This is a genomic window from Flavobacterium piscisymbiosum, from assembly GCF_020905295.1.
In the GTDB taxonomy this organism is placed as follows: Bacteria; Bacteroidota; Bacteroidia; order Flavobacteriales; family Flavobacteriaceae; genus Flavobacterium; species Flavobacterium piscisymbiosum.
The window spans coordinates 3,430,089-3,453,595 of sequence record NZ_JAJJMM010000001.1; the positions used below are offsets into that span (position 1 = coordinate 3,430,089).

Below are 23,507 nucleotides of genomic sequence, written 5' to 3' on the forward strand. Positions count from 1 at the left end.
TTTATAAGTTTAATTTTAACCCAAGAATAAAAGATTTCGATTGCGGGTAGGTTCCCATATCAATGAAAGAAGTAGATTCAGGATCTAAACCAGTGTATTTTGTAATCGTAAATATATTTTGACCAGACATATAGATGCGAAGATTGGCAGCACCAATTAAACCTGGATTAAATGTGTATCCGATTTCAATATTTTTCAATCTTAAATAAGAAGCATCTTCTACAAATGCGCTTGACATTTGTGCACCACCATTAGGATTAAAGGTTACTCTTGGAATTGTGTTACTAGTTCCTTCTCCGTTCCAGGCATTTAATACGTCTGTGGTAGAGTTAAGAGGCATTTTGGTGCTGTAAGAGGTAACTTGTTTTAAATTATTATAGCGATCAATACCTTCTACTCCCTGAAAAAGTGCAGAGATATCAAAGTTTTTATAACTGGCGTTTAATGAGAAACCGTAAGTGAATTTAGGAATTGGACTTCCTATAAAAGTTCTGTCATTGGCATCAATTTGTCCGTCTCCATTAAGATCTTTAAATTTCATATCTCCCGGTACAGCACCATTTGTGTTATTGAATAACTGAGAGTTTATTTCTGCTGAATTTTGATAAATACCATCAAATACATATCCGTAATAAGAGCTTATTGGCTGGCCAACTGTAGTTCTTGTATTTGTTCTCAGGTCATCGAGATTTGCAATATATTGTTGTAAAGCTTCAACTCTATTGGTTAGAGTGGTAAAATTACCGCTGATACCGTATTTAAAATCATGATCATTGTTTTGAAAATTAGCTCCAAATTCAAATCCTTTATTATTTATTACTCCTGCATTAACATAGGTAGATTCGATAACTCCTACTGTTACGGCAGGTAAACCTACTGTCAGCAAAATGTCCTTAGTTGTTTTATCAAAATAATCTGTTGTAATAGATAATTTATTTTTGAAGAAGCTAAAATCGACACCAAAATCGGTTTGAGTTGTAGTTTCCCATTTAATGTCAGGATTTCCGTAACGGATAATTTTTACATTATCATCTTTTTGAGAAACAAGTGTTTGGTAGGTATTATTTGGAATTTCCTGATTTCCTGATTGTCCCCAACTTGCTCTTAACTTTAAGTTTGAAATCCAATCGGCTTTCTCCATGAATTTCTCTTTAGATATTACCCAACCTCCGGAAACCGAAGGGAAATATCCCCATTTGTTATTTGGTCCAAAACGAGAAGAACCATCCGCTCTAATAGTTCCGGAAACATAATATTTGTTGTCATATCCATAGTTACCAGAGGCAAAGAAAGATACTAATGCCCAACTGCTCGCAGAACCACTTGCATAATTGTCTACATTTAAACCTCCATAATCTAAATAACGAAATGCATCAGTAGTATTATCATAATTGTTTCTTGTTCCACCAACATTATCATTTTTATTGATGATATTTTCTGTACCCAATAAAGCATTAATGCTATGTTTCTCGTTAAGTGTTTTTACATAATTTAGTGTATTACTAAAAGTAAAAGTCATTTCTTGTCCCATACTATCAGTAAGACTCGAAGGTCTGTTTATTCTTCCCATTCCAGGATATAATGGTACATTATTTTTATCAAGAGGAGATCCGCCATCATCGTCTCCAAAATTCTGATTGAATTTTTTATCATGTGCAAAAGACATATCTACTCCAAAACTGCTTCTAAATTTCAATGATTTGTCGCTTAAAAATCCGTATTCACCGTAAACGTTTCCGAAAACTCTAAATGCTTTAAGTTTATAATCTATAAGATTTGCAATTGCAATTGGGTTATATGCTGAGTCATAATCACGGCTCCATCCATTAGTAGTGTTATTACTTACATAAAATGGTAAATCTGTATATGGATTTGCAGCAGAATAAGTTGGATCATTTACATCTTTGTATACACCAAGAATAGAAGGTCTAAACATCGCATAACGAATGACACCCATTTGATCTCCGCTAGAAGATAATTTATCTTTAACGCTATTAGTAAGCTGGATATTCGTTCCAACTTTTAAACGATCAGAAAAATTAGAATTAACATTCACTCTAAAATTAAGTCGTTCGTATTGGTTATTGCCACCTACTATAATTCCTTTTTGGGCAAAATATCCCCCAGAGATTAAGTATTGCGTATTTTCATTTCCGCCACTTGCAGAAAGTTCGAAGTTTGTAGTTTGACCCGTCGTGAACAATTCGTCTAACCAGTTGGTATTAGCCAAAGGTATTCCGTTTACAGATCCTGCAGTTTGAGCCGCCTGATAAGGGCTTATAGCATTTGCCGCATTACCAGCACTATTGTGCCATGCTTTGTCTAATACTGTTAGATATTGATCTCCATTTAATAGCTTAGGAAGATTTGTAGCATAATTTACTCCGGTATAATAATCCACATTAAGACTTGATTTTCCTTTAGCACCGTTTTTAGTGGTAATAAGAATTACACCACCTGCAGCACGAGAACCATAAATGGCTGTTGCTGCTGCATCTTTTAATACCGTCATTGACTTAACATCTGACTGATTTAAAAAGTTGATATCACGAGTTGGTACACCGTCAACAACATATAGTACTTCATTGTTACCTAAGGTACCTACACCTCTAATACGTATTTCAAGTCCGTCGCCTGGCTGTCCTGTGCTTGAACTTACAGATACACCTGCAAGCTGACCTTGTAAAGCCTGACCAACGTCGGCTACTTTTGTTTTAGATAGTTCGCCCATATCCACAGTGGTAACGGCACTTGTAATAGCCGATTTTTTCTCGCTTGTATACCCTACAACAACCACCTCGTTTAAGGTATTTGTATCTGTTGCCAGAGTAACATTGAGTTCTTTTTTGCCCGCTACAGGTACTTCCTGAGTTTGATATCCTATGTAACTGAAAACCAAAACAGCATTTGGACCTAGATTTGTAAGGGTATAATTACCATCAAAATCAGTTGTAGCGTAATTGGAAGTTCCTTTTTCGTTTACATTTACTTGTGGCATTAAACCGTCGACATCCGACACCGTACCTTTAACAGTTTGGGCATGCATAATGCTGCCCAACATAATCGTTCCGAATAGGAATAATTTGAATATAAATTTTTTCATCATCATAAAGAATTGTTAATTGAATTACTAGTTAGATTGTTTTTTTTGAGGTTAATTTTGTTTTGTGGTTTTACGATAACGTTTGAATTAATTATCGGTTATAAAATTAGCTTGCGGATATAAGAAAACGTGTACACTATTTCTTCAAAAGTGTACACTGCTGTTTTAGGTATTGTTATTCAGTGTTTTATGTGATTAGCGGCCCTTTTATTTGTATTTGAGCTGATAATTTTTGGGAGTTAAATCGTATAGTTTTTTAAACTCACGATAAAAATAAGATCGGTTATTAAACCCGGATTGGTAACATACTTCAGAAACTGTTAATTTGTTTTTTCTTAACAATTCAGCAGCATATTTTAATCGAATGGTACGAATTAAATCACCAGGTGTAAAACCAAAAAGTTGTTTGGTTTTACGATACAATTGCGAGTTACTGATGCCTAATTCTCTTTCGATAAATAAACTCTGAAGGTTTTCATTATCGATATTATTACGAATAAGCTCAATTACTTTTTTTATAAAATCCTTTTCTTCCTTGTTTATATCAAGATGGGGCAGATTTTCAGTAAGAGTATCTTGTTTGAAATATCTTGAAATCAACTCCTTTTCTTCCAGTAACTTTTGTATCCTTATCAAAAGGTGATCCGGGTAAAATGGTTTTGGAATGTAGGAATTAGAACCGCTCTCTATCCCTTCAATTCGGTGTATAACAGAGTCTTTTGCCGTAAGCATAATAAAAGGAATATGGCAGGTTTTAAGATTGGTTTTGATTTTCTTGCAAAGTTCAACGCCATCCATAAATGGCATCATTACATCGCTAATAATTATATCAGGGATTACATCTTCAATGATTTGCATCGCTTCAAGGCCATTATAAGCTACAATAAGTTTGTATTTTTCGCTAAGCAATTCGTTAAGGAGAGTATGAATGTCTTTTTCGTCCTCAACGATTAAAATTATTCTGCGATTATCGGCAAGCTCTTCCAGCGATAAAACCTTATTTGGAGTATCTTCAATTTTAATTGTATTTTCTTCCAGAATGTTTTTTAAATGATGCGAAATTAAAATAGGGCTTATTGCCGTATCGAGTTCTTTATCATTAAAGGCTTCTTTGCTGCAAGGCAATAATATTGTAAAAGTTGTTTCTTTATTTAGAGTACTCGTAACCTGTATTTCACCTTTTAATACACCAACTAATTTTTTTACATAAGCCAGACCAATACCGGTTCTAAACATATTGTTATCGGTTTCTTTGGCATTTGTATCTGCTAAGAAAAATTGAGTAAACAAGGAGTCTAATTCCTCTTTTGGAATTCCTTTACCGGTGTTTGTGATCGTAATATTTAATTTTTTTGAATCATTTTTCTGAATACAAAATTTAAGGTCAATTTTTCCGTTTACAGGAGTGTACTTAAAAGCATTTGACATAAGATTGAATACTATTTTTTCAATTTTATCCTTATCAAACCATCCGGGCAGGGCAGGAGGGATGTCGAGATTGTATTCAATGTTTTTATCCAAAGCCCATTCATCAAACAATTCCGCAATTTGTTCGATCAGATTTACAAGATCAAATTTTTTCACTGTTACTTCCAGATAATCGTATTCGGCTTTTCTAAATTCAAGTAATTGTTGTGTTAAGAATAACAGGCGAGAAGAATTTCGTTGAACCATTTGTATGAATTTCTGATTTCTTTCGCTGAGGTTTGTTGCTTCAGAAAGTTTCTGAATAGGTCCAACGATTAGCGTTAGCGGAGTTTGAAATTCATGGGCAATATCAGTAAAAAAGGTAAGCCTGTTTTCATGAAGTTCTTGTTCTCTTTGTCTAAAAAGAATGTTTTGGGTTAGTGATTGACGTTTTTTGTAATAACTAAGCACAAATAATACAAAGCCCAGAAACAACAAAGAATAGATTATTAGGGCAAGATTCGATTGCCAGAATACAGGTTTAACACAAATATCAATCGCATGAACGGGTTTGCTCCAGACACCATCACTATTCGACCATTTTATCCACAAAGAATAGTTTCCTTTAGGCACATTGGTAAAAGAAATAATGCGTCGGTTATTGATGGTATTCCAGCCTTTATCAAAATTCATCAATTGATAAGCATATTGGCATTTTTCAGTATTAATATAGGTTAACGCAGTCAGCTTGATATCAAAAAAGTTTTGATTGTGTTTTAAAACAATCGAGGGGTGAGTATCTGAATTTGGCGTTATTACCAATCCTTGATAATAGGGAATAGGTTGATTTTGACCACTTATTTTATCAATAAAAAGATCCGGAATTATAGTAGATTCTTTTATTTTTTGAGGCAGGAAATAATTAAAACCTTTAATTCCTCCCATAAAAATAAATTCAGATTTTAAGTCCTGATAAAAGGCGCCGTCTGCAAATTCATTATTTTGCAAACCTTCATTTCGGGTATAGTTGGTAAATTTTAATTGACTAGGATTGAAGTTTGATAAACCAAAATTGGTGCTTAACCAAAGATTGTTTTTTTTATCCGAAACAATTCCGTGAATCGTATTGTTAGAAAGTCCGTCTTTTACAGTAAAGTTTCTAAAGATTGCTTTTCCGCCATTTTTTACAGGATTTAATAAATTGAGACCAAAACTGGTACCAATCCAGAGTCTGTTTTTAGCATCAGTTTGCAAACACAAAATATCATTATTTGATAAACTATAGGCATCATTTGGGTCGTTTTTATAAACATTGAAATACTCTGATTTTTTATCGAATAAATTCAAACCTCCCAATCGGGTTCCAATCCAAAGTTGGTTTTTATCTTTAGGAATTATAGAAAAAACAATATTACTACTTAAAGTGTTTTTTTGATTGTTAGCCGCAATATATCTCTTAAAATCAGTGATTTTTAAATTTTCTCCAGAGCGTTCAATTTTGCAACGAATCATTCCGTAGCCGTTAGTTCCCATCCAAATAAATCCCTCTTCATCCTGATAAATAGAGTAAATCGATTTAAAGTAATCGTAATCTTTATTTCCTGGAATATTGCTCCAATTAATTAATTTAGATTTTTTTAGATCGAAAATAGAAATCCCTTCACCATCAGTCCCTATAAAAATTAAGTCATCTTGTCCTTTACATAAAGAAAATACCGCATTATTGATGGCGCTGTTATTTTCATTATAATTTTTATATTCCAGCGGTTTTTCAGAATTGAGATAAAAGTGAGATGAAAAACGAAATAAGCCTTTTCCTTTTGTACCCACTAAAAAAGAATTTTCGTCAACCTGAAGAAATGTTCTTACAATCGCTCCATCCAGTTCCGGAACCTGAGCTTTTGAAATAAGATTAAATGACTTCTTGAGCGGATACATTTTGATTATTCCGTCGCCATCTGTTCCGGCCCAAAGGATGTTTTCATTTCCTCTAATTAATGTTGTAGTTTTTTGGTTATTCAAATATTTTAACCAACTATGATTAATGATCGTACCATTTGTATCAATAATAAAATATCCCGTCTTACTCGAAACAACAAGTCCTTCAGGAAGATTTCCTATGCTGTTTTCAATGTCTTTTTTACTAAGTACTGTTTTTTCTTTAGTGGTAAAAGAATATAAATTACTATTTCCGGTTACAGATACAATGCATATTTTTTCTTTTGAAACAACTCCAAAAGTTCGAATGTCATCAGCAATTAAAACCGCTTTAGAAAGAGAAGGTTTTTTGTTTGGTTTGTTTTTAAAGGATAATGAAAAGAGTTTATTATCTTCAAATAATACCAATAATTCACCACTTAAAGTGAATTCCATTTTTTTTACCGCTTTTTTTGAAAGTTTTCCAGTGTTTAGTAATTGAAAACGATCGCCATCAAAAAAGCCAATTCCCCAGTCTTTTACGGCACAAAAAACTTTCTTGGAAGTATTAAGCGCCATATTAAATTCAGATTCAGATAATGGCGGAATATTTTCTCGTGAAAAGTAGTAATGCTCAAATAGACCGGTTTTTTTATCATAACGATTAATTCCGTGTATCGTTAATATCCAAATTCTACCTGTATTGTCCTCATCTATTTTGAGGATCACCTGATTACTAAGACTGTTTTTATTGTTTAATTCGGGTCTGAAAATTTCGAAACTATTTCCATCATATCGGTTGAGACCATCCCAGGTTCCTATCCAGAGTAGGTTTTCAGAATCCTGAAATATAGTATTGATTGAACTATTCGACAGCCCCTTTGTATTGTCTAATTGTTCCAGTGAATATTTTACGTCTAAAGATTTAAATGAATCCCAGATTGATTTATAATCTGAAGTGCTAATTTTAGGTTGTTCATTTTTATTTAACTGACTAAGTGTTGTTGTATTAATAGAAGTGTTTTCCTCTTTAATGGTGCAGGCAAAAAGAAGGATAGATATAAAACAGCAAAATATATGTTTAATTTTCAATGGGATAATTCTTTAATAATTCCAAAATGAGTACGCTCAATTTTCAGGTTCTATAGCATAATTTTTTCTTACCATTCATAAACATTTGCATATCTTGTTTTGTGATATAAATATGTTTGCTAAGTAATTGCTATACAGTGTGTAAGGTATGTAAAAGGATATTGTTAATTTGTGATTTTTATCATTTCTTTTTTGAGATAATAAAAATTTTTAAATCCTTTTATTTTGAAATTTACTGTAAATAGCTTTAAAATCAAAATATGTACGATAAGAAGATATAAAAGTTGAATTTCTTTTATATAGTTGGCGGTAAAGTAGAAGATAGAAGAATGTAGCGCAAAAAAAAGCTGATACTCGATTGTATCAGCTTTTGTATTTTATACTTTTTTGACTTTCTTTAAAGCCTCGATGTAATTTTCGTTTACTTTTTCCCAATTAATATGATCGTAAAAAGCATCAATATAACTTCCTTTTCTGTTTTGGTAGTCCAGATAATAAGCATGTTCCCATAAATCGATTCCTAAAATTGGTGTTCCGGGAATCAAAGCATTTTTCATTAAAGGATTGTCCTGATTTTCAGTTGTAGTTACTTGAAGTTTTCCGTATCTATCTACGACTAGCCAAACCCAACCAGAACCAAATTGCTTTGTTGACTGTCCTTTAAACTGATTCGTAAGATTGGCAAAAGAACCAAATTCTTTATTGATTGAACCTGCAAGAGTATCTTTTGGAGTTTCCTGCTTAGGAGTTAATATATTAAAATAAAGAGTGTGATTGTAATAGCCTCCCGCATTTTGGCGAAGTTTTGCATTGCTGAGATCCATTTTTTTCAGGATATCTTCAATAGGCATATTTTCAAATTCTGTATTTAAAATTTCTTTATTAAAATTGTTGGTATAAGTTAGATAGTGTTTAGAATAATGAGTTTCTAAAGTAAGGGTTCTTATCGCAGGAGCCAAAGCATCGTAAGAAAAAGGCAACTTCGTCATCTCAAAAGAACCTGGATCTGCTTTTACATCATTTGGTGATCCTATTGTTATTTTTTCTTCTTTTGTAGGCAAAGGAACTTCAACAACTTCGGTTAACTTGTTGTTATCATTACATGAAAATAAAAGAAAAAATGAAGCTAAAGTGCTGAAATGGACAATGTATTTCTTCATAATGAGTTATTTTGATGTTAGTGAATTAATGATTTCAATATAGCTTTCTTTCGCTTCGTCTATCGAGATATGGCTAATTTGCATCCAGGCATTTGTTTTGAAAGCATCTCTTAAATCAAAATTTTCAGATTGATTATAGACAGCAGTTCCAAAAGTTGCCTGTTTGTAATACGCATACAAGCGCAGCTGCACATCTTGCGGCAGAGAGGCCTGAGTCATTTTTAAAGCAGTTTCTACAGCCTCTAAAAAACGAGTATCTAAATCTTTTTTGGTCATTAAGCTTTTGTAGCAATAATGGTTTTTCCGCCAATTGCTTTTTGGTTTAATACTACATTAATAGGAGTACCTAAAGGTAAAAATAAATCTACTCTTGAACCAAATTTTATAAAACCTGCATCAGTACCTTGTACGACTTGCATACCTTCCTGAGCATAATTTACAATTCTTCTCGCAAGAGCACCTGCAATTTGTCTGTATAATATTTGTCCAAAAGTTTCATTTTCGATTACAATCGTAGTTCTTTCGTTTTCTTCGCTTGCTTTAGGATGCCAGGCAACTAAAAATTTCCCCGGGTGGTATTTGCTGAATTTTATAATTCCGTCCATTGCGTAGCGCGTAACGTGCACGTTTATTGGTGACATAAAGATAGAAACCTGTAAACGTTTATCTTTAAAGTATTCACCTTCATAAACCTCTTCAATAACCACAACCTTTCCATCAACCGGAGCAAGAATCTGATCACTGTTTCTAATTGCAATTCTTTTAGGGTTTCTAAAGAACTGCAAAATAATAATCAAAACTACCACGCCAGCAATCTGAACAAGCATTCTTAGCCAGGTAATATCAATAAATTTGTCAGCAATTAAAAGTACAGCTACTGCAAATGCAGTACCTAATAAAATGGATGGTCCTCCTTCTTTATGAAACATAGTATAAAATTTGATAAAATAAAAATATAATTGGTGCTACAAATATAACACTATCTAATCGATCTAGGATACCTCCGTGGCCAGGCATTATTGAACCACTGTCTTTTACTCCGGCAATCCTTTTAAATTTTGATTCAATCAAATCTCCAATTGTACCAAAAACGCTTACAATTAAAGCGATTATTGTCCAGATCAAGATTGACTTGCTGCTAAATTCAGGATTAGGCTGTATGTAAAATTTAGAAATCAAAAATCCTGCAAAAGCAGCAAAAACAGCACCGCCCAAAAATCCTTCAATAGTTTTTTTAGGAGAAACGCGTTCAAATAATTTATGTTTTCCAATTGATTTTCCAACCAAATAGGCAAAAGTATCATTGGTCCAGATTAAAATAAACAACCCTAGAATGATCTTTGGATTGTAATTATTTGTTCCAAAAGAAATTTTAACAATAAATACAAATGGAAGCGTAATATATCCTAATAGATACAGGTATTTTGAAGAAGTACTTATTTTTTGAACAGAATCATAAAACAAAAACAAGATACATTTTATCGATACAACAATAGTCACAGCAAGTAGTATTAAGTCTAACTCCTGAATATTGACATTTAAATTTAACTCTGTATTAAATGTTTTATTCAAAAATGCTGTAGTTTGTTTATTGTAGTGACTAATCAATAAAGTGGCGGAGTATAATAAAACTCCAAACAGAATTGAAAACACTTTATTAAGGTTTGCTAAATTGCAAAACTCATATATGGTAATAATTAAAAAAATGCCAAAAAGGATAATAAAGCTTTCGGTAGAAAACAGAATAGAAGTTAGGAGTAAAGCGATATAAACAGCACCAGAAATGGTTCTCTTGAGTGTTTCGTTCATCTTAAAGATCTTCTAGGAGCAATAAATATAGATTTTTGGCAACACTTCCGTATTGTGTAAAATCTTCTTCCTTAGCTTTTTCGAAATATTTTATTGTGGTAATATTAGTAGGATAGTCTCTTTCGTATTTTCTTTTGATAGCACTTAAGCCATCACTTTTAATAAGCTGCAGCTGACTTGTAGTGGCAATAATTACAATATTAGCAGGTAATTCGTTTGGTTTATCCTGCCTGATTTGTTTTGATGAAAATAAGATAGAACCTTCATCAGCAATTAAGTTTTCGCAGGTAGCCAGTAAGAATTTTGGGCTTTTAGGAGAAATATAAAGTAATTTATTTTCTTCTAATAAATGAAAAAGCCCTGGTTCATAACATAAAACTTCGCTTTCGAACCAATCGTTTTCTTCTAGTATGTTTTCAAATTGTTCAGCAACTTCCTGCTTGTTTTCGCAATACAAGAATTTACCGCCATTTTTTTTGAAATTAAAAATGAATCTTTCGTCGATAGATAAATGACTATCAGGAGTATGATTTCCTCCATACTCGCTTTCATTTTCTTCATCAGAAGCGGCATCGCCAGACCCAAATATTTTTTTGAAAAAATTCATTTTATATGAAATACTTTACATGTTAATTGAAAACGTTCAAAGATAAAAAAATCTTAATTCAAAAGGCTATTTTGAATTAAGATTTTAAAAAATATTACATATTTACTGAATATTTACGAAACCACTTCTTCTAAATTTTTGTCAAAAGTACGTTTTCCGAAAATAGTTTCTAAGTCATCTTTAAAAATAACTTCTTTTTCAATTAATATATCAGCTAACTGATTTAGCTTGTCTTTGTTTTCTTCAAGAATTTGAATCGCTCTTTGGTATTGACCTTCAATTAATTCTGAAATTTCTTTGTCAATTACTTTGGCAGTTTCGTCAGAATATGGTTTAGAGAAGTTGTATTCGCTTTGACCACTTGAATCGTAATAAGTAACATTTCCGATTTTATCATTCAAACCGTAAATCGTTACCATAGCACGAGCCTGACGTGTAACTTTTTCTAAATCGCTTAATGCACCAGTCGAAATTCTGTCAAAAGTTACCTTTTCAGCAGCTCTTCCGCCCATAGTAGCACACATTTCGTCCAACATTTGGTCGGTTCTTACGATTTGTCTTTCTTCCGGAAGGTACCAAGCCGCTCCTAAACTTTGTCCGCGAGGAACAATAGTTACTTTAATAAGTGGTGCAGCATGCTCTAACATCCAGCTTACAGTCGCGTGACCAGCTTCGTGAATAGCGATTGCTCTTTTCTCTTCTGGTGTAATAATTTTATTTTTCTTTTCAAGACCACCAATGATTCTGTCAACCGCATCAAGGAAATCTTGTCTGTCTACTGCAGTTTTGTTGTTACGTGCAGCAATTAATGCAGCTTCGTTACAAACATTTGCAATATCAGCACCAGAGAATCCCGGAGTTTGTTTTGCTAAGAAATCAAGGTCTAGACCTTCAACTTTTTTAATAGGAGCTAAGTGTACTTTGAAGATTTCAGCTCTTTCGCGAATGTCTGGTAAGTCAACAAAAATTTGTCTGTCGAAACGTCCGGCACGCATTAAAGCTTTATCAAGAACATCTGCTCTGTTTGTCGCTGCCAAAACGATTACGTTAGAGTTTGTGCCAAAACCATCCATTTCTGTCAGTAATTGATTCAACGTGTTTTCTCTTTCGTCATTTCCGCCTGACATATTGCTTTTTCCTCTTGCTCTACCCACAGCATCGATCTCGTCGATGAAGATAATAGCAGGAGATTTTTCTTTAGCTTGTTTAAATAAGTCACGAACACGTGAAGCACCAACACCTACGAACATCTCTACGAAATCAGAACCTGATAACGAGAAGAAAGGTACCTGAGCTTCTCCCGCAACTGCTTTTGCCAATAAGGTTTTACCAGTTCCCGGAGGTCCTACAAGTAAAGCTCCCTTAGGAATTTTACCTCCAAGATTCGTGTATTTTTCAGGGTTTTTAAGGAATTCTACAATTTCTTGTATTTCTTCTTTAGCACCTTCTAAACCAGCAACATCTTTAAAAGTAGTTTTAATGTCTGTTTTCTCATCAAACAATTTAGCTTTCGATTTTCCAATGTTAAAGATTTGTCCGCCACCGCCACCAGCGCCACCTGACATTTTACGCATAATGAAAATCCAAACACCAATAATAATGATGATAGGAAGTAAGCTAATTAAAATATCGCTCCAGTTGTTTTTCTGCAAGAAATTAAAATCTTTCAGTTTGCCTTCGCCAACTGCTTTTTCTAATTTAGTTTGAAAAATCTGGTCGTTACCAATTTCTAATGTATAGTGAGGACCTTTGTTAGGTCTTTCGAAAATATCATTAGCTACTTTTTTATTTGCCGGGTCTTTAAGAGCAGCAGCATTTAAGTAAACTTCGGCTTCAGCCTTATTATATACGATAACTTTTTCAATCTGACCTTTTTCTAATAATACATTGAATTTAGAAGAAGTTAATTGAGCAGGTTCGCTTAAGTTTGATCCTCCGGTTGCAAAACTTATAAATAAAAAGACTAGAAGTATTGCGGTATATATTAACCAGGGACTTATTTTAAATTTACTCGGATTTGGATTATTATCTTTAGCCATTAGAGAAAGTTTCTTTTAGTATTTGTTTTCGATTGTAGTTATTTTGGCGTCACCCCAAAGGCTCTCGATATTATAGTATTCGCGAATATGTTTCTGGAAAACGTGTACAACAATGTGCACATAATCCATAAGAACCCATTCTGCGTTATCGGTTCCTTCTACGTGCCAAGGTTTATCTTTTAAGTCTTTAGATACTGTTTTTTGAATTGAGCTTACAATGGCGTTAACTTGGGTATTTGAGTTTCCGTTGCAAATAACAAAATAGTCACAAACTGCCGTGTCTATATCTCTTAAGTCAAGAATATCGATGTCATTTCCTTTTACTTCTTCAATCCCTTTGATTATGTTCGCCAATAGAACATCATTATTAATAGTCTTTTTCGCCATGAATTATTTTATATGATTTTGTAAAGTTACCAAAATTTGTGATTATTTTTGAACCTTAACAAAATATTAAATTAAGTTAATTAAATTCGTTTAATGAAACTAATCAAACTCGATGCCATAGATTCAACAAATGACTTCCTTAAATCATTGGCAAGTCAGGATGAACTCGATAATTTTACCGTAGTAACCGCTGAAAATCAGACAAAAGGAAAAGGGCAGATGGGCTCTAAGTGGCAGTCAGAATCAGGTAAAAACTTAATTATGAGTGTCTTGGTAAAGGATTTTCTTTATGATAATGAACAAGTTTTTAACCTCAGTGTTATTGTCTCATTAGCCGTAATCGATGTCTTAAAATCATTAAATATTCCTGATTTATGTATAAAATGGCCTAACGACATTATGTCATACAACAAAAAGGTTGGTGGCATACTTATCGAAAATACCATCAAAAGCGATGGCAGGATCGTGTCAGTTGTCGGAATAGGTGTAAATGTAAATCAAACCAATTTTGATCATTTGCCTAATGCTTCTTCATTAGCGGTAATTTGTAAAAGGGAATTTGATAAAAAATCTTTAGTGATACTCATATTGGAAAAAATACAGCAAAAGATTGATTCCTGGGAAAACAATTCGGCTGATTTATGGAAAGAATATTTTAATTCCTTATTTCGTCAGGGAATACCAATGCCGTTTAAAAAGCTCAGTAGCCAAGATTCAGGACAAAACTTTATGGGAATCATTCAGGGAGTTTCTCCTGTTGGTAAAATACAGATTTTGTTAGAGGACGATTCAGTTTCCGAATTCGAAATCAAAGAAATTCAGATGTTGTATTGAAAAGTTACTAAGATTCTAAGCTGTTAAGATTCTGAGTTTTTTTTGATTTTGCTTTACGTGACATAAAAAAAATCAGTGCAAATCCGTTGCATCCGTAAAATCCGTGCGCCATCACATTAGTTTACACTTTGTAAAGATTGTTTTTTTGGTGCTATCTTTCTGTTCCAATACATGATGTAAATCGTTCCAAGAATAGAGGGAGTCATCCAGGCGATTACATTTCCTATTCCAATTCCCGCAACGATAAAAGCGGTTACAGAGGCGATTAAAGCTCCAATCATTTTGCCAATGTGTTTAGAGAGCCATTGTTTTTTCATTTCCGAAGTATTTTTATAGAATATAAAATCTTTAATTGTCATATAAAGTCCAAATCCGCCGAAGAAAGTAAAAAGTATTCCGTTTTCGATGTTTGCCAACTGACAATAAATACCCAGTGAAACCATTATAATGGAAAAGAACAACATACTTCCTGAAATCATAAAATCGGTCATGTCAGCTTTTGCTTTGGTTTTAAAAGTCAAAACCCTGTTTCCTGCAATCACCAGATAAATAGTAAATAAGCCAATTAAAAATAAAAAGATATTCTGGTGTTGGGGCATCCAGCAAATAGGGATAGAAATAAGAGAGCTCGTAATCATTCCGATAGAGAATAATTTCCCCATTCTTTTGTGCAGTAAACCTCCTTTTTTGACAAGAATACTTCCAATTCCCGTAAGTAACCCGATTCCGCCAAAAAACGCGTGAATGTAAATTAAAATCTTAATAGTGTGTTCCATTTTGGTGTTGTTTAGTTTTGATGGATCAAACTTCGATGAATAATTTTGGGTGTAATAATTTATAGTTCCGAACTGTTAATTTTTAAGGATGAATTGTTGGTTTTGCCACGTAGGCACTAAGGCACAAAGTTTTTTTTTTTTTTTTTTTTTTTTGAATAATCTCGCAAAGATGGAGAGGCGCAAAGTTTTGATTTTCTTTGTGTCTTATCGCAATGTCATTAAGTTAAGCTTTTAGAAAATAAAATCTGTTTTTATCTGCGTTTTTACGAAGTAAATCTGTTTTATCCGCGTCAAAATTAGACGCTGATTTTACTGATTCGCTAAAGCGAAAACGCTGATAAAAACGGATTTTCTAATTACTTTCCTGATTAAACTGTTAAGTAATTTTGTAGATTTCTCCTTAGCTTAATGACATTGGTCTTAGCGCCTTTGTAGCAACAAAAAAAAGGTCCGACTTAATCGGACCTTATAATTTATGTACTTCAGGAATTAATAATTAATAATTCACAATTGATAATTAAAAATTAAAGCTTCGTCATATTAGTCGCTAAAGTTTCAATAAACTTGCTGATTGGCCCTTTGATCATCATCGCCATCATTGGGTTAAATTCGCCTTCAAATTGCAATTGTACAGCACTTTCGGTAGCTGAAACACTATCGATATTCGAAACCAGAGTAAACGGAAGTTTATCACTTGCAGCTCCTAAAACAATTTTGTTTGGTGCTGTTTTCTCTTTCATTTTAAGTTTTATTTCCGGCATACCTTTCAATCCAAAAATAAAAGCATCTTCGCCAATCACTTCAAATTTAGCGATATTATCCGGCATTAATTTTTCAAAATTCTTAACATCAGTCAATAAATCAAATAAATCTTGAGCTGATTTCTGAACAGTAACTTTTGGACTTTCTAAGTTCATATTTATATTTTTTTATAATATCTAAATTTATTTTTAACCGCAATTGTTTTTACCGCAAAGAGCGCAAGTTTTTTTTTGATTTTGATTGTAAATCTTTATGAATAAAGGTTCGCAAAGCAGATCCTAATAAAAATCCAATTTTTTTAAATCCCAAATTCCAAAAAAGAGCGAAGCGATTTTTTGGTAAAATCTAAAATCTAAAATCTAAAATCTAAAATCTAAAATCTAAAATCTAAAATCTAAAATCTAAAATCTAAAATCTAAAATCTAAAATCTAAAATCTAAAATCTAAAATCTAAAATCTAAAATCTAAAATCTAAAATCTAAAATCTAAAATCTAAATTTCCTCTTTCCCCCACGTCGATGGACTTTCGTTCCATTCCAGCAAAGTCGATTGTTGGTCTTCGGTAATATATTGTTTCTGAACCGCTAAGTCTAATAAATTTTCGTAATTACTTAACGTATACAGATCGATATTAGCATTTTTAAAGTTCTCTTCGGCAACATTAAAACCGTACGTAAAAATCGCTGCCATACCTTTTATGTTGGCTCCTTCGTTACGTAAAGCTTCAACAGCCATCAAACTGCTGTTTCCTGTACTAATTAAATCTTCAACAACAACAACATTTTGGCCTTTTTGTAAAAAACCTTCCACCTGGTTTTGTCGACCGTGTTTTTTTGCTTCCGGGCGCACATATACAAATGGCAATCCAAGGCTTTCGGCAACAAGAATCCCCACTCCAATGGCTCCAGTGGCAACACCGGCAATAACATCTGGTTTCCCAAATTGTTTCTCAATATTTTTCGCAAACTCATCACGAACGTAGTTTCGGATGCTCGGAAATGAAAGAATTAACCTATTATCGCAATAAATAGGAGATTTCCAACCAGAAGCCCATGTAAAAGGATTTTCGGGATTCAATTTAATTGCATTTATTTGCAAAAGCAATTCGGCTGTTTTTTCGGCAGTATCTTTATTAAAAATCATAATACAAATGTATAAAGTTTTTGTGAACGACAAACCACTTTTTTTGACAAATGAGATCTCGAAAGAGACTGATTTTCAATTGTTCTTGTTAGAGAGTATTGATATCGAGCATCTTATAGTCAAAATGTTTCAAAATAAAATTCAAAAAGCTTATTTGTATCATCCTGACGAAAAGGAAATTATGAAGACGCTAAAAGCTAAAATTCCCGTAAATAAAGCAGGAGGAGGGCTTGTGTACAATAAAAAAGGCGAAGTTTTATTTATTTTCAGAAACGGAAAATGGGACTTACCAAAAGGCGGAATCGAAAAAGGGGAAGAAATCGAAGACACTGCCATGCGCGAAGTCGAAGAAGAAACCGGAGTAGGCAAACTACGCATTACCAATAAACTCGAAAAAACCTATCACGTTTTTAAACGCAACGGAAAATACAAACTCAAAGTGACCCATTGGTTCGAAATGCAATCTGATTTTGACGGAATCCCACAAGGCCAGGCCGAAGAAGGTATCGAAAAAGTAGCATGGTTAAATCCGGAGCAAATCAAAGATGCGCTAAAAAACTCTTACGAAAACATCAAACTATTGTTTGAAGAAGAGAATAAACTGCAATGACACTATTAAATTCCAAATTTTTTAAAATTCCAAATCCCAATTGATTTTGATATTAAAAACCAGCCCAATGAACACAATGCTCATTGGGCTGGTTTTTTAATTGTAGTAGCTTAATTAATTTTGATTGTGAAATTATCGCAATCAATACTTTTTTTGAGAGAAAATACTGTATTTTTGGTTTTTAATTCTGGATTAACTTAATTTAAATGTGGGGTTAAGAATACAAACAACGCGCAAAATGATTTTTAAGGCCTTAAAAAAAAATAAAGAAATAGAAGACAGCACTTTCAATATGCTATACTCTACACGCATCCGAAGACTTTCTGAGCGACATTGGACACCAGTTGCCATTGCTCAGGCAGCAGCAGATTATCTTGTCGATAAACCCAATAAAAAAGTATTAGATATTGGTGCCGGTGCAGGTAAATTTTGTTTGGTAGGTGCTGCTTCAACAAAAGGTATTTTTTATGGTGTCGAGCAAAGAGCGTCACTTATAAAACTGTCAAAAAAAATAGCCGAAAAACATCAGGTAGAAAATGTCGAATTTATTCATTCCAACATCACCGACATTTCTTTTTCAGATTACGATGCATTTTATTTCTACAATTCTTTTTTCGAAAACATAGATACATCCTGTCCCATAGATAAAATTATAGTTCCCAAAAACGAACTGTTTCTATCGTATTCAAATTACGTAAGAGATCAACTCCATAAAACGCCCAAAAACACAAGACTTGTAACCTATTGGAGCACCTGGGAAGAAATACCCGAAAGTTTTGATTTAGAATATTCTGCCTGCGACGGAGTATTAAATTTTTGGAAAAAGAAGTCATGACTTTTGAACCGCCACCTTTGTCAAAGGTTTAAGGCAGTTTAAAAAAATATAAAGTTTTTCAACATATTCAAAATCAAAAAACTAGTTTCTCAGCAGCTTAGTAACTTAGCATCTTAAGTTGGGCGTGCCAGTATTTATAAAAAGACCCAATCAACTTTGCGTGCATTGGGTCTTTTTATAAATACTGTCGGGCTATCCGTGCTACTTCGGTAGCGGAACTTCTATCCCTCACGCGGGCAATCGGTTAAAACACGTTTTTGGTTCTTTCGTTGTTTTTAAGGTAGACAGGAAAGCTTAAGAATTACCATTTAATTGTACCAAAAGATTATTTTCATTAAAAACAGCATTAATTATATTTTCATTTTTCTCTGCTTTAATTTCATTTCCATTTACAGTCAGTTTATAACCTTTTTGAGATAGATAATTTGTAAAAGCATTTTTGTGGTTTTGAATTTCAAATGTTGAAATTAGTTCTGGAAAAACAGTTAAAATTCGGGACAATTCCTCACTTTCAGAGTTGTCTATTAGATCAGATTTAATGGTAACCACCATTGTACCCTGACCATAATTTCCCAGATAATAACCACTTAAATTAAACATCTCAACAGCAATCATTCCTATTAGATGCAAATCGTTGTCTACAGCGTCAAATTTTCCAACGGTCAATAAATCAATATTATTTTCCTCTCCATATTGTTTAAGTAAGAGAGCCTGTTTCATAACAGATTCAGCATATCCACCAGCCTTATTCTCCCAAATCCAAAGCCATGTTTCTGACGAATGAGAAAAAGATCCCAAAACCTGCATCGGAAAAGTAAGATCGTCTCCAAAAGTAATTTCTTCTTTACCCATATCAACATTCCAGGAAAGTCCGCCGGTCACACTAAAAAGGTTTCTCTGTTTTTCTAAAGCAATCGCTCCAAATTTTTCCAAAAAATCATTTTCAGATCCAAAGTGTTTATTATCGCTGAGTTGATTGATAGCTGCTTCTGTATTTTCTTCTTTCTTTTTAAAAATGTTATTGAAAATTCCCATTCCGTTATGGTTTTTTAGTTAATATAAAATTGTTGTTTTATGTTTTGTCGTTCTGAAATACGTTTACAAATCGATTTGATAAATTCTGGATTCTTCCTCCCAGGGATGATATCCTTGTCCGATGTAGTTAAAACCTAGTTTTTCATAAAATCCAATATGATCCGTGCAGAGATATAAGTTTTCAAATCCAGCCTTTTTAGAGTCTTCTTTGGCTTTTTCAATAAGTAAATTACTGTAGTTATTTCCACGGTGTTGTTCATCTATATAAATGGCACAAACCCATGGATATAAATCCATTCGACTAATGAAATCATTTGTAATAAGCCCGGCACAGCCAATAATTTCATTGTTATTTTCTAACAAATACCATTGTGGCAACGAATTTTTGGCATTTATACTATGGCTAATACAATCCTCATAAATAATTGGTGCTACTTCAGACCAGCTATTTTGAAAATATTGAATGGCTCTATCTTTATATTGAGGGTTTTCCCTGACCGAAATTATTTTCATTTTTTGTTTTAAAATTATCGTGTAAAAGTTTTAATAGTTACACTTTCTATTCGCTATCTTCATTTTTTATGCCCTTAAGCAGCGCATAAATTGCCATTGAATGTCCCTGACCTAAGTCAAAATCATTTTTAAGCCAGTTTACAATGTCTCCTGCTTTTACCTCAGGTTTGAGTTTTCCATCAATTGTAAATCCCTTTTGTTCTGCCAGCGTTCTAAACTCAGCCGGACCATTTCCTGTTTTCTCTTTAATAGTTTTTAAGTATCCTTGAAATGACATAAAGTAGTAGTTAGTGGGTTAGTTTTATGGAGTACTAAAATACAAATTAAAATATAATTGGTTTTCAGGTTTTTATTTCTTTTGGTCCAACTTTGACAAAGTTTAATGCAACAGATTGCAAATCCGCGCTATTGGGTTTTGCAATCATAAGTATTCGAAACTTTAAAAATAGGCTGAAAGCCCTAAAAAGCAATAGCGTAGTGCAACGCACTACGAATTAATCAAAAGAGGAAATTGCCCTGAAAGGGCAAAAGAAAATTGAGAATAAAGATTCAAAGAAAAAAGAGTTTTCTAAGAGAACATCATGTAAAATAGGGTAAACGTCTTTTTTGAAATTATGCTTCCGCCGTTACAGGGCTTAAAAATATAATCGTTTTTTATTCATAGTGCTTCGCACCATGCTATTGCTATGGCTCTTTTAGAGCAACAGGTTTTGAACACTTAATAATTACAAATCCGCACTATCGGGTATATTAATATTGCTATCTGGATCTATATTTATTATAAAATATACAAAGAACACCCCATTCCGTAGGAATGTTTGCTGGGTAGAATTTAATTTAACGTTCTGTAGGAACGTTTGATTAATGGATTAGATGTGTTATTTCCTTGAAAACAGGTGTCCTTACAGGACACAACTCAAAACAATATTATTTTTTTTCTACCGATGAGATATTCCTACGGAATATTTGAAAATCTGCATTTTACGGTTAATATGGCGGTTTTAATTTTTTTTCCATATCTACACTTGCTAAGTATATTTTATCAATATTTGGCCAAGCGACATAATATTTCCAATTCTTTCCATCCCTTGTGCAAGCAATTATATATTCTCCATTTTCTATCTCTTTTATGTGATACTCACCACAACCTGTAATACTGTTTTTTACCATTAGTTTACTAATTGTAAAGAGCTCTTCATTTGTTGCTTGTCTCCAACTTGATTCATAAGTTCTCTTGTCGGAAATTATAGTATTGTCTTCTTCGCTGCATTTTCCAACAATCCAAAAGAAACCAATTACTATTAATATTATCCATAAAAATTCTCTCATAATTAAATTCGTTTAAGTTCTATTATTGTTATTATACTTTCAAATATAGAAGCTTAAAACGCTATAGTATTATGGAAATCCGTAATATCAATTGAAGTAATTTTATCTTTGTCAAAGTTCAAAACTTTGACAAATATTTCCACGAACAGCTTTGCGAACTTAACTTATACACAAAGCATTCAAAGTAAAATAAAAAAGCCTTAGCGAACTTTGCGGTAAAAAAAAGCGCACCAATAAAAAATCTACAAAATACGATAAACAGGATATTGCATATGCGCCTTTTCATAATGCACAGAATTTTTATAAATCCAGTTTAATTGTGCTTCAGAATTCTTGGCAAATTCGCGATCGTTTTGTTTTTTATTTTCTAATTCGGCTTTTAGTTGCGGATTCTCTTTTAGCAATTTCGAAGCCGTATCTTCAAAAATATATTCAGAATAATGTTCTTTTTGTTGTAAAATAGGATCGAAGAAATTCCAGTTAAAGAACGAATCGACACCTTCCGGCTCAAAAGCTTCTACTAAATATTTAACGCCTTTTTGGTTGGTTGGAACCAGGTAGTCCCCTTTGGTGAAAGCTATTTTTACAACTTTAGAAGTTAAAGAAGTATTGTAGTGCAAATAATGTCCTTCGTACGCATTAGGAACCGTTTTAAAATCGACAATTCTATAACTTTCAACCTCAATAAGCGTATCGTTTTTAAGTTGAGAATAACTAATATTGTTATTCTTCAACAAATCAACAATATTCCAGTAACCACGCGGAATAACATAAGCTGTCGGAATCACCACTTCTTTAACCGATTTGAATTCTTTGATGTACCGAACGTCTTTTTTATACGGTTTGCTTCGGTCATAATACAAACGATTACCGGTTGTAGCATCGCTTTTTTTGTAACTCGCTTCATATCCTAAAAACGAAAATGTGGTCGCTTTTGTACTGTCTAATTCCCATTTTAAAGTATACCGTTTTTTGGACTGATATTGTTCCAGATTCTTCACTCGAAGCGCTTTTATTTTTTGGTAATTGGCATCCGTAAAATCCAAAGTCGATTTGGTGTATTCGTATGTCATTTTTACACGTTCGGCATATTTTTTTAGCATGTGGGTTTCAACCACAAAACCGATTGTATTAAATAACGAAGTATAACCCGTTGTATAACGCGGACTATCTACAAATTGACCAAAACCTTTGTCTGGAGTATCTTTAAACGAATCTACATAAGGTGTCGTTTCAATTTTCTTTTGCTGTAAATCTTTTACCAGCGCCGGCATCATTTCATCATTTAAAAAATCACCCAATACAGTTCCTAGTTTGTTGTGTCATGATATAGGTTAGTTTGTATTGATAATCAGATCCATTACTCACGTGATTATCAATAAAAACATCGGCATTTATTTTCTGGAAAATTTCGGCAAAACTTTTCGTGTTTCGGGTATCAGATTTCATTAAATCCCGATTCAGATCATAATTTCTGGCATTTCCTCTAAAACCATAAATTTCCGGACCATCCTGATTCGCTCTTGTAGTTGAATTTCTATTTAAAGCTCCTCCAATATTATAAACGGGAATCGTAACCAAAACCGTATTTTTAGGCGCTTTTAGTTTACCAATGGCTAAATCCCGGTAGAATTGCATCGTGGCACCAATCCCATCAGGTTCTCCGGCGTGGATTCCGTTATTGATAAAGAGAACTGCTTTGTTTTTCTGTATTTTATCAAAATCAAATTCTTTGTCAGGATTATAAACCACCATATGCAAAGGTTCTCCGGAATCTGTAAGACCCATTGTTGTCATCTGAATCGTCGGGAAATCTTTGGCTAAAAGTTTAAAATAAGCAATTGTTTCTTCATAAGAAGCCGATTGATTTCCATTTCCTTTTTCAAAAAAAGTATCGTATTTTTTACTGTTTTGAGCGAAAATTGCGATGGTGAAAAGTAAAAAAGGAATGGTAAAAAGTTTCATGGTTTTGGTTTTAAAGCGAGAATCAAATATAACTAATTTGTTTCAGGTTTAAAGTTTCAAGTTGAAATGAGAGTAAAACCACTTTGAGATTTTTACCGCAAAGGCGCAAAGTTTTTTTAATCAGGAAGGTTTTATAAAAACGCAAAGTTCGCAAAGCTTTGCGAACTTTGCGTTTGTCAACATA

19 protein-coding genes and 1 pseudogene are annotated in these 23,507 nt (G+C 33.1%); 3 read left to right on the top strand and 17 right to left on the bottom strand.

Annotation, left to right across the window (positions count from 1 at the left end):
* Position 1 precedes the first annotated feature (1 nt).
* From LNP81_RS14965 to rsfS, 9 genes are all read right to left on the bottom strand, one after another.
* Positions 2–3,103 (bottom strand): SusC/RagA family TonB-linked outer membrane protein, encoded by a 3,102-nt coding sequence (locus LNP81_RS14965; protein ID WP_230037151.1) that lies wholly within the window; start codon positions 3,101–3,103, stop codon positions 2–4.
* Between the two features lie 207 nt (positions 3,104–3,310).
* Entirely contained in the window at positions 3,311–7,519 is a 4,209-nt protein-coding gene (locus LNP81_RS14970; RefSeq protein ID WP_230037153.1) for a hybrid sensor histidine kinase/response regulator transcription factor, read from the bottom strand.
* Between the two features lie 377 nt (positions 7,520–7,896).
* Positions 7,897–8,679 carry a superoxide dismutase gene (locus LNP81_RS14975; RefSeq protein ID WP_230037155.1) on the bottom strand — a complete coding sequence of 261 codons (783 nt, stop codon included), beginning with the start codon at positions 8,677–8,679 and terminating at the stop codon, positions 7,897–7,899.
* A gap of 6 nt (positions 8,680–8,685) precedes the next feature.
* Complete coding sequence (locus tag LNP81_RS14980; RefSeq protein WP_230037157.1) at positions 8,686–8,955, bottom strand: acyl-CoA-binding protein; 270 nt, start codon at positions 8,953–8,955, stop codon at positions 8,686–8,688.
* Positions 8,955–9,608 (bottom strand): phosphatidylserine decarboxylase family protein, encoded by a 654-nt coding sequence (locus tag LNP81_RS14985; protein ID WP_230037159.1) that lies wholly within the window; start codon positions 9,606–9,608, stop codon positions 8,955–8,957. The genes LNP81_RS14980 and LNP81_RS14985 overlap by 1 nt, the downstream gene beginning before the upstream one ends.
* Positions 9,598–10,488, bottom strand: a complete 891-nt coding sequence (locus LNP81_RS14990) for a phosphatidate cytidylyltransferase (protein ID WP_230037161.1) — start codon at positions 10,486–10,488, stop codon at positions 9,598–9,600. Before LNP81_RS14990 ends, LNP81_RS14985 begins: the two co-directional genes overlap by 11 nt.
* 1 nt (position 10,489) lies before the next feature.
* On the bottom strand, positions 10,490–11,095 hold the full coding sequence (locus LNP81_RS14995; RefSeq protein ID WP_230037163.1) for a lactate utilization protein B/C: 606 nt from the start codon (positions 11,093–11,095) through the stop codon (positions 10,490–10,492).
* A gap of 113 nt (positions 11,096–11,208) precedes the next feature.
* On the bottom strand, positions 11,209–13,134 hold the full coding sequence (gene ftsH, locus LNP81_RS15000) for an ATP-dependent zinc metalloprotease FtsH (RefSeq protein ID WP_230037165.1): 1,926 nt from the start codon (positions 13,132–13,134) through the stop codon (positions 11,209–11,211).
* 15 nt (positions 13,135–13,149) lie between these two features.
* Positions 13,150–13,521, bottom strand: coding sequence for a ribosome silencing factor (gene rsfS / locus LNP81_RS15005; protein ID WP_065447466.1), 372 nt, complete (start codon positions 13,519–13,521; stop codon positions 13,150–13,152).
* Between the two features lie 93 nt (positions 13,522–13,614).
* On the opposite strand from rsfS, the gene LNP81_RS15010 reads away from it, so the two are divergent.
* Positions 13,615–14,355 carry a biotin--[acetyl-CoA-carboxylase] ligase gene (locus tag LNP81_RS15010; RefSeq protein WP_230037167.1) on the top strand — a complete coding sequence of 247 codons (741 nt, stop codon included), beginning with the start codon at positions 13,615–13,617 and terminating at the stop codon, positions 14,353–14,355.
* Between the two features lie 116 nt (positions 14,356–14,471).
* Here the strand turns inward: LNP81_RS15010 and LNP81_RS15015 are convergent, their stop codons facing one another.
* The 3 genes from LNP81_RS15015 to pyrE all read right to left on the bottom strand — a co-directional run bounded on the left by LNP81_RS15015 (position 14,472) and on the right by pyrE (position 17,036).
* Positions 14,472–15,131 carry a hypothetical protein gene (locus LNP81_RS15015; protein WP_230037169.1) on the bottom strand — a complete coding sequence of 220 codons (660 nt, stop codon included), beginning with the start codon at positions 15,129–15,131 and terminating at the stop codon, positions 14,472–14,474.
* A 524-nt stretch (positions 15,132–15,655) separates the two neighbouring features.
* Complete coding sequence (locus LNP81_RS15020; protein ID WP_208681495.1) at positions 15,656–16,048, bottom strand: SRPBCC family protein; 393 nt, start codon at positions 16,046–16,048, stop codon at positions 15,656–15,658.
* Positions 16,049–16,385: 337 nt separating this feature from the next.
* A complete protein-coding gene (gene pyrE, locus LNP81_RS15025) occupies positions 16,386–17,036 on the bottom strand; it encodes an orotate phosphoribosyltransferase (RefSeq protein ID WP_065447470.1) in 651 nt (216 codons plus the stop codon).
* A 7-nt stretch (positions 17,037–17,043) separates the two neighbouring features.
* Here pyrE and LNP81_RS15030 point away from each other — a divergent pair, with 7 nt between their 5' ends.
* A complete protein-coding gene (locus LNP81_RS15030; protein WP_230037171.1) occupies positions 17,044–17,646 on the top strand; it encodes an NUDIX hydrolase in 603 nt (200 codons plus the stop codon).
* Between the two features lie 238 nt (positions 17,647–17,884).
* Positions 17,885–18,481 (top strand): class I SAM-dependent methyltransferase, encoded by a 597-nt coding sequence (locus tag LNP81_RS15035; RefSeq protein ID WP_230037173.1) that lies wholly within the window; start codon positions 17,885–17,887, stop codon positions 18,479–18,481.
* Positions 18,482–18,775: 294 nt separating this feature from the next.
* Here LNP81_RS15035 and LNP81_RS15040 read toward each other — a convergent pair whose 3' ends face one another.
* The 5 genes and pseudogenes from LNP81_RS15040 to LNP81_RS15060 all read right to left on the bottom strand — a co-directional run bounded on the left by LNP81_RS15040 (position 18,776) and on the right by LNP81_RS15060 (position 23,323).
* Positions 18,776–19,516 carry a DUF6882 domain-containing protein gene (locus LNP81_RS15040; RefSeq protein ID WP_230037176.1) on the bottom strand — a complete coding sequence of 247 codons (741 nt, stop codon included), beginning with the start codon at positions 19,514–19,516 and terminating at the stop codon, positions 18,776–18,778.
* A 63-nt stretch (positions 19,517–19,579) separates the two neighbouring features.
* On the bottom strand, positions 19,580–20,029 hold the full coding sequence (locus LNP81_RS15045; RefSeq protein WP_230037178.1) for a GNAT family N-acetyltransferase: 450 nt from the start codon (positions 20,027–20,029) through the stop codon (positions 19,580–19,582).
* A 46-nt stretch (positions 20,030–20,075) separates the two neighbouring features.
* Positions 20,076–20,306, bottom strand: coding sequence for a DUF4287 domain-containing protein (locus LNP81_RS15050; protein WP_230037180.1), 231 nt, complete (start codon positions 20,304–20,306; stop codon positions 20,076–20,078).
* Positions 20,307–21,016: 710 nt separating this feature from the next.
* Positions 21,017–21,358 carry a hypothetical protein gene (locus tag LNP81_RS15055; RefSeq protein WP_230037182.1) on the bottom strand — a complete coding sequence of 114 codons (342 nt, stop codon included), beginning with the start codon at positions 21,356–21,358 and terminating at the stop codon, positions 21,017–21,019.
* A gap of 242 nt (positions 21,359–21,600) precedes the next feature.
* Positions 21,601–23,323 (bottom strand): annotated as a pseudogene (locus tag LNP81_RS15060) (M14 family zinc carboxypeptidase).
* Positions 23,324–23,507 lie beyond the last annotated feature (184 nt).

Bases quoted from the DNA above. Each gene is read 5' to 3' on its own strand.
- LNP81_RS14965 (WP_230037151.1), bottom strand. From the start codon at position 3,103: ATGAAAAAATTTATATTCAAATTATTCCTATTCGGAACGATTATGTTG.
- LNP81_RS14975 (WP_230037155.1), bottom strand. From the start codon at position 8,679: ATGAAGAAATACATTGTCCATTTCAGCACTTTAGCTTCATTTTTTCTT.
- LNP81_RS14980 (WP_230037157.1), bottom strand. From the start codon at position 8,955: ATGACCAAAAAAGATTTAGATACTCGTTTTTTAGAGGCTGTAGAAACT.
- LNP81_RS14985 (WP_230037159.1), bottom strand. From the start codon at position 9,608: ATGTTTCATAAAGAAGGAGGACCATCCATTTTATTAGGTACTGCATTT.
- LNP81_RS14990 (WP_230037161.1), bottom strand. From the start codon at position 10,488: ATGAACGAAACACTCAAGAGAACCATTTCTGGTGCTGTTTATATCGCT.
- LNP81_RS14995 (WP_230037163.1), bottom strand. From the start codon at position 11,095: ATGAATTTTTTCAAAAAAATATTTGGGTCTGGCGATGCCGCTTCTGAT.
- ftsH (WP_230037165.1), bottom strand. From the start codon at position 13,134: ATGGCTAAAGATAATAATCCAAATCCGAGTAAATTTAAAATAAGTCCC.
- rsfS (WP_065447466.1), bottom strand. From the start codon at position 13,521: ATGGCGAAAAAGACTATTAATAATGATGTTCTATTGGCGAACATAATC.
- LNP81_RS15010 (WP_230037167.1), top strand. From the start codon at position 13,615: ATGAAACTAATCAAACTCGATGCCATAGATTCAACAAATGACTTCCTT.
- LNP81_RS15015 (WP_230037169.1), bottom strand. From the start codon at position 15,131: ATGGAACACACTATTAAGATTTTAATTTACATTCACGCGTTTTTTGGC.
- LNP81_RS15020 (WP_208681495.1), bottom strand. From the start codon at position 16,048: ATGAACTTAGAAAGTCCAAAAGTTACTGTTCAGAAATCAGCTCAAGAT.
- pyrE (WP_065447470.1), bottom strand. From the start codon at position 17,036: ATGATTTTTAATAAAGATACTGCCGAAAAAACAGCCGAATTGCTTTTG.
- LNP81_RS15030 (WP_230037171.1), top strand. From the start codon at position 17,044: ATGTATAAAGTTTTTGTGAACGACAAACCACTTTTTTTGACAAATGAG.
- LNP81_RS15035 (WP_230037173.1), top strand. From the start codon at position 17,885: ATGATTTTTAAGGCCTTAAAAAAAAATAAAGAAATAGAAGACAGCACT.
- LNP81_RS15040 (WP_230037176.1), bottom strand. From the start codon at position 19,516: ATGGGAATTTTCAATAACATTTTTAAAAAGAAAGAAGAAAATACAGAA.
- LNP81_RS15045 (WP_230037178.1), bottom strand. From the start codon at position 20,029: ATGAAAATAATTTCGGTCAGGGAAAACCCTCAATATAAAGATAGAGCC.
- LNP81_RS15050 (WP_230037180.1), bottom strand. From the start codon at position 20,306: ATGTCATTTCAAGGATACTTAAAAACTATTAAAGAGAAAACAGGAAAT.
- LNP81_RS15055 (WP_230037182.1), bottom strand. From the start codon at position 21,358: ATGAGAGAATTTTTATGGATAATATTAATAGTAATTGGTTTCTTTTGG.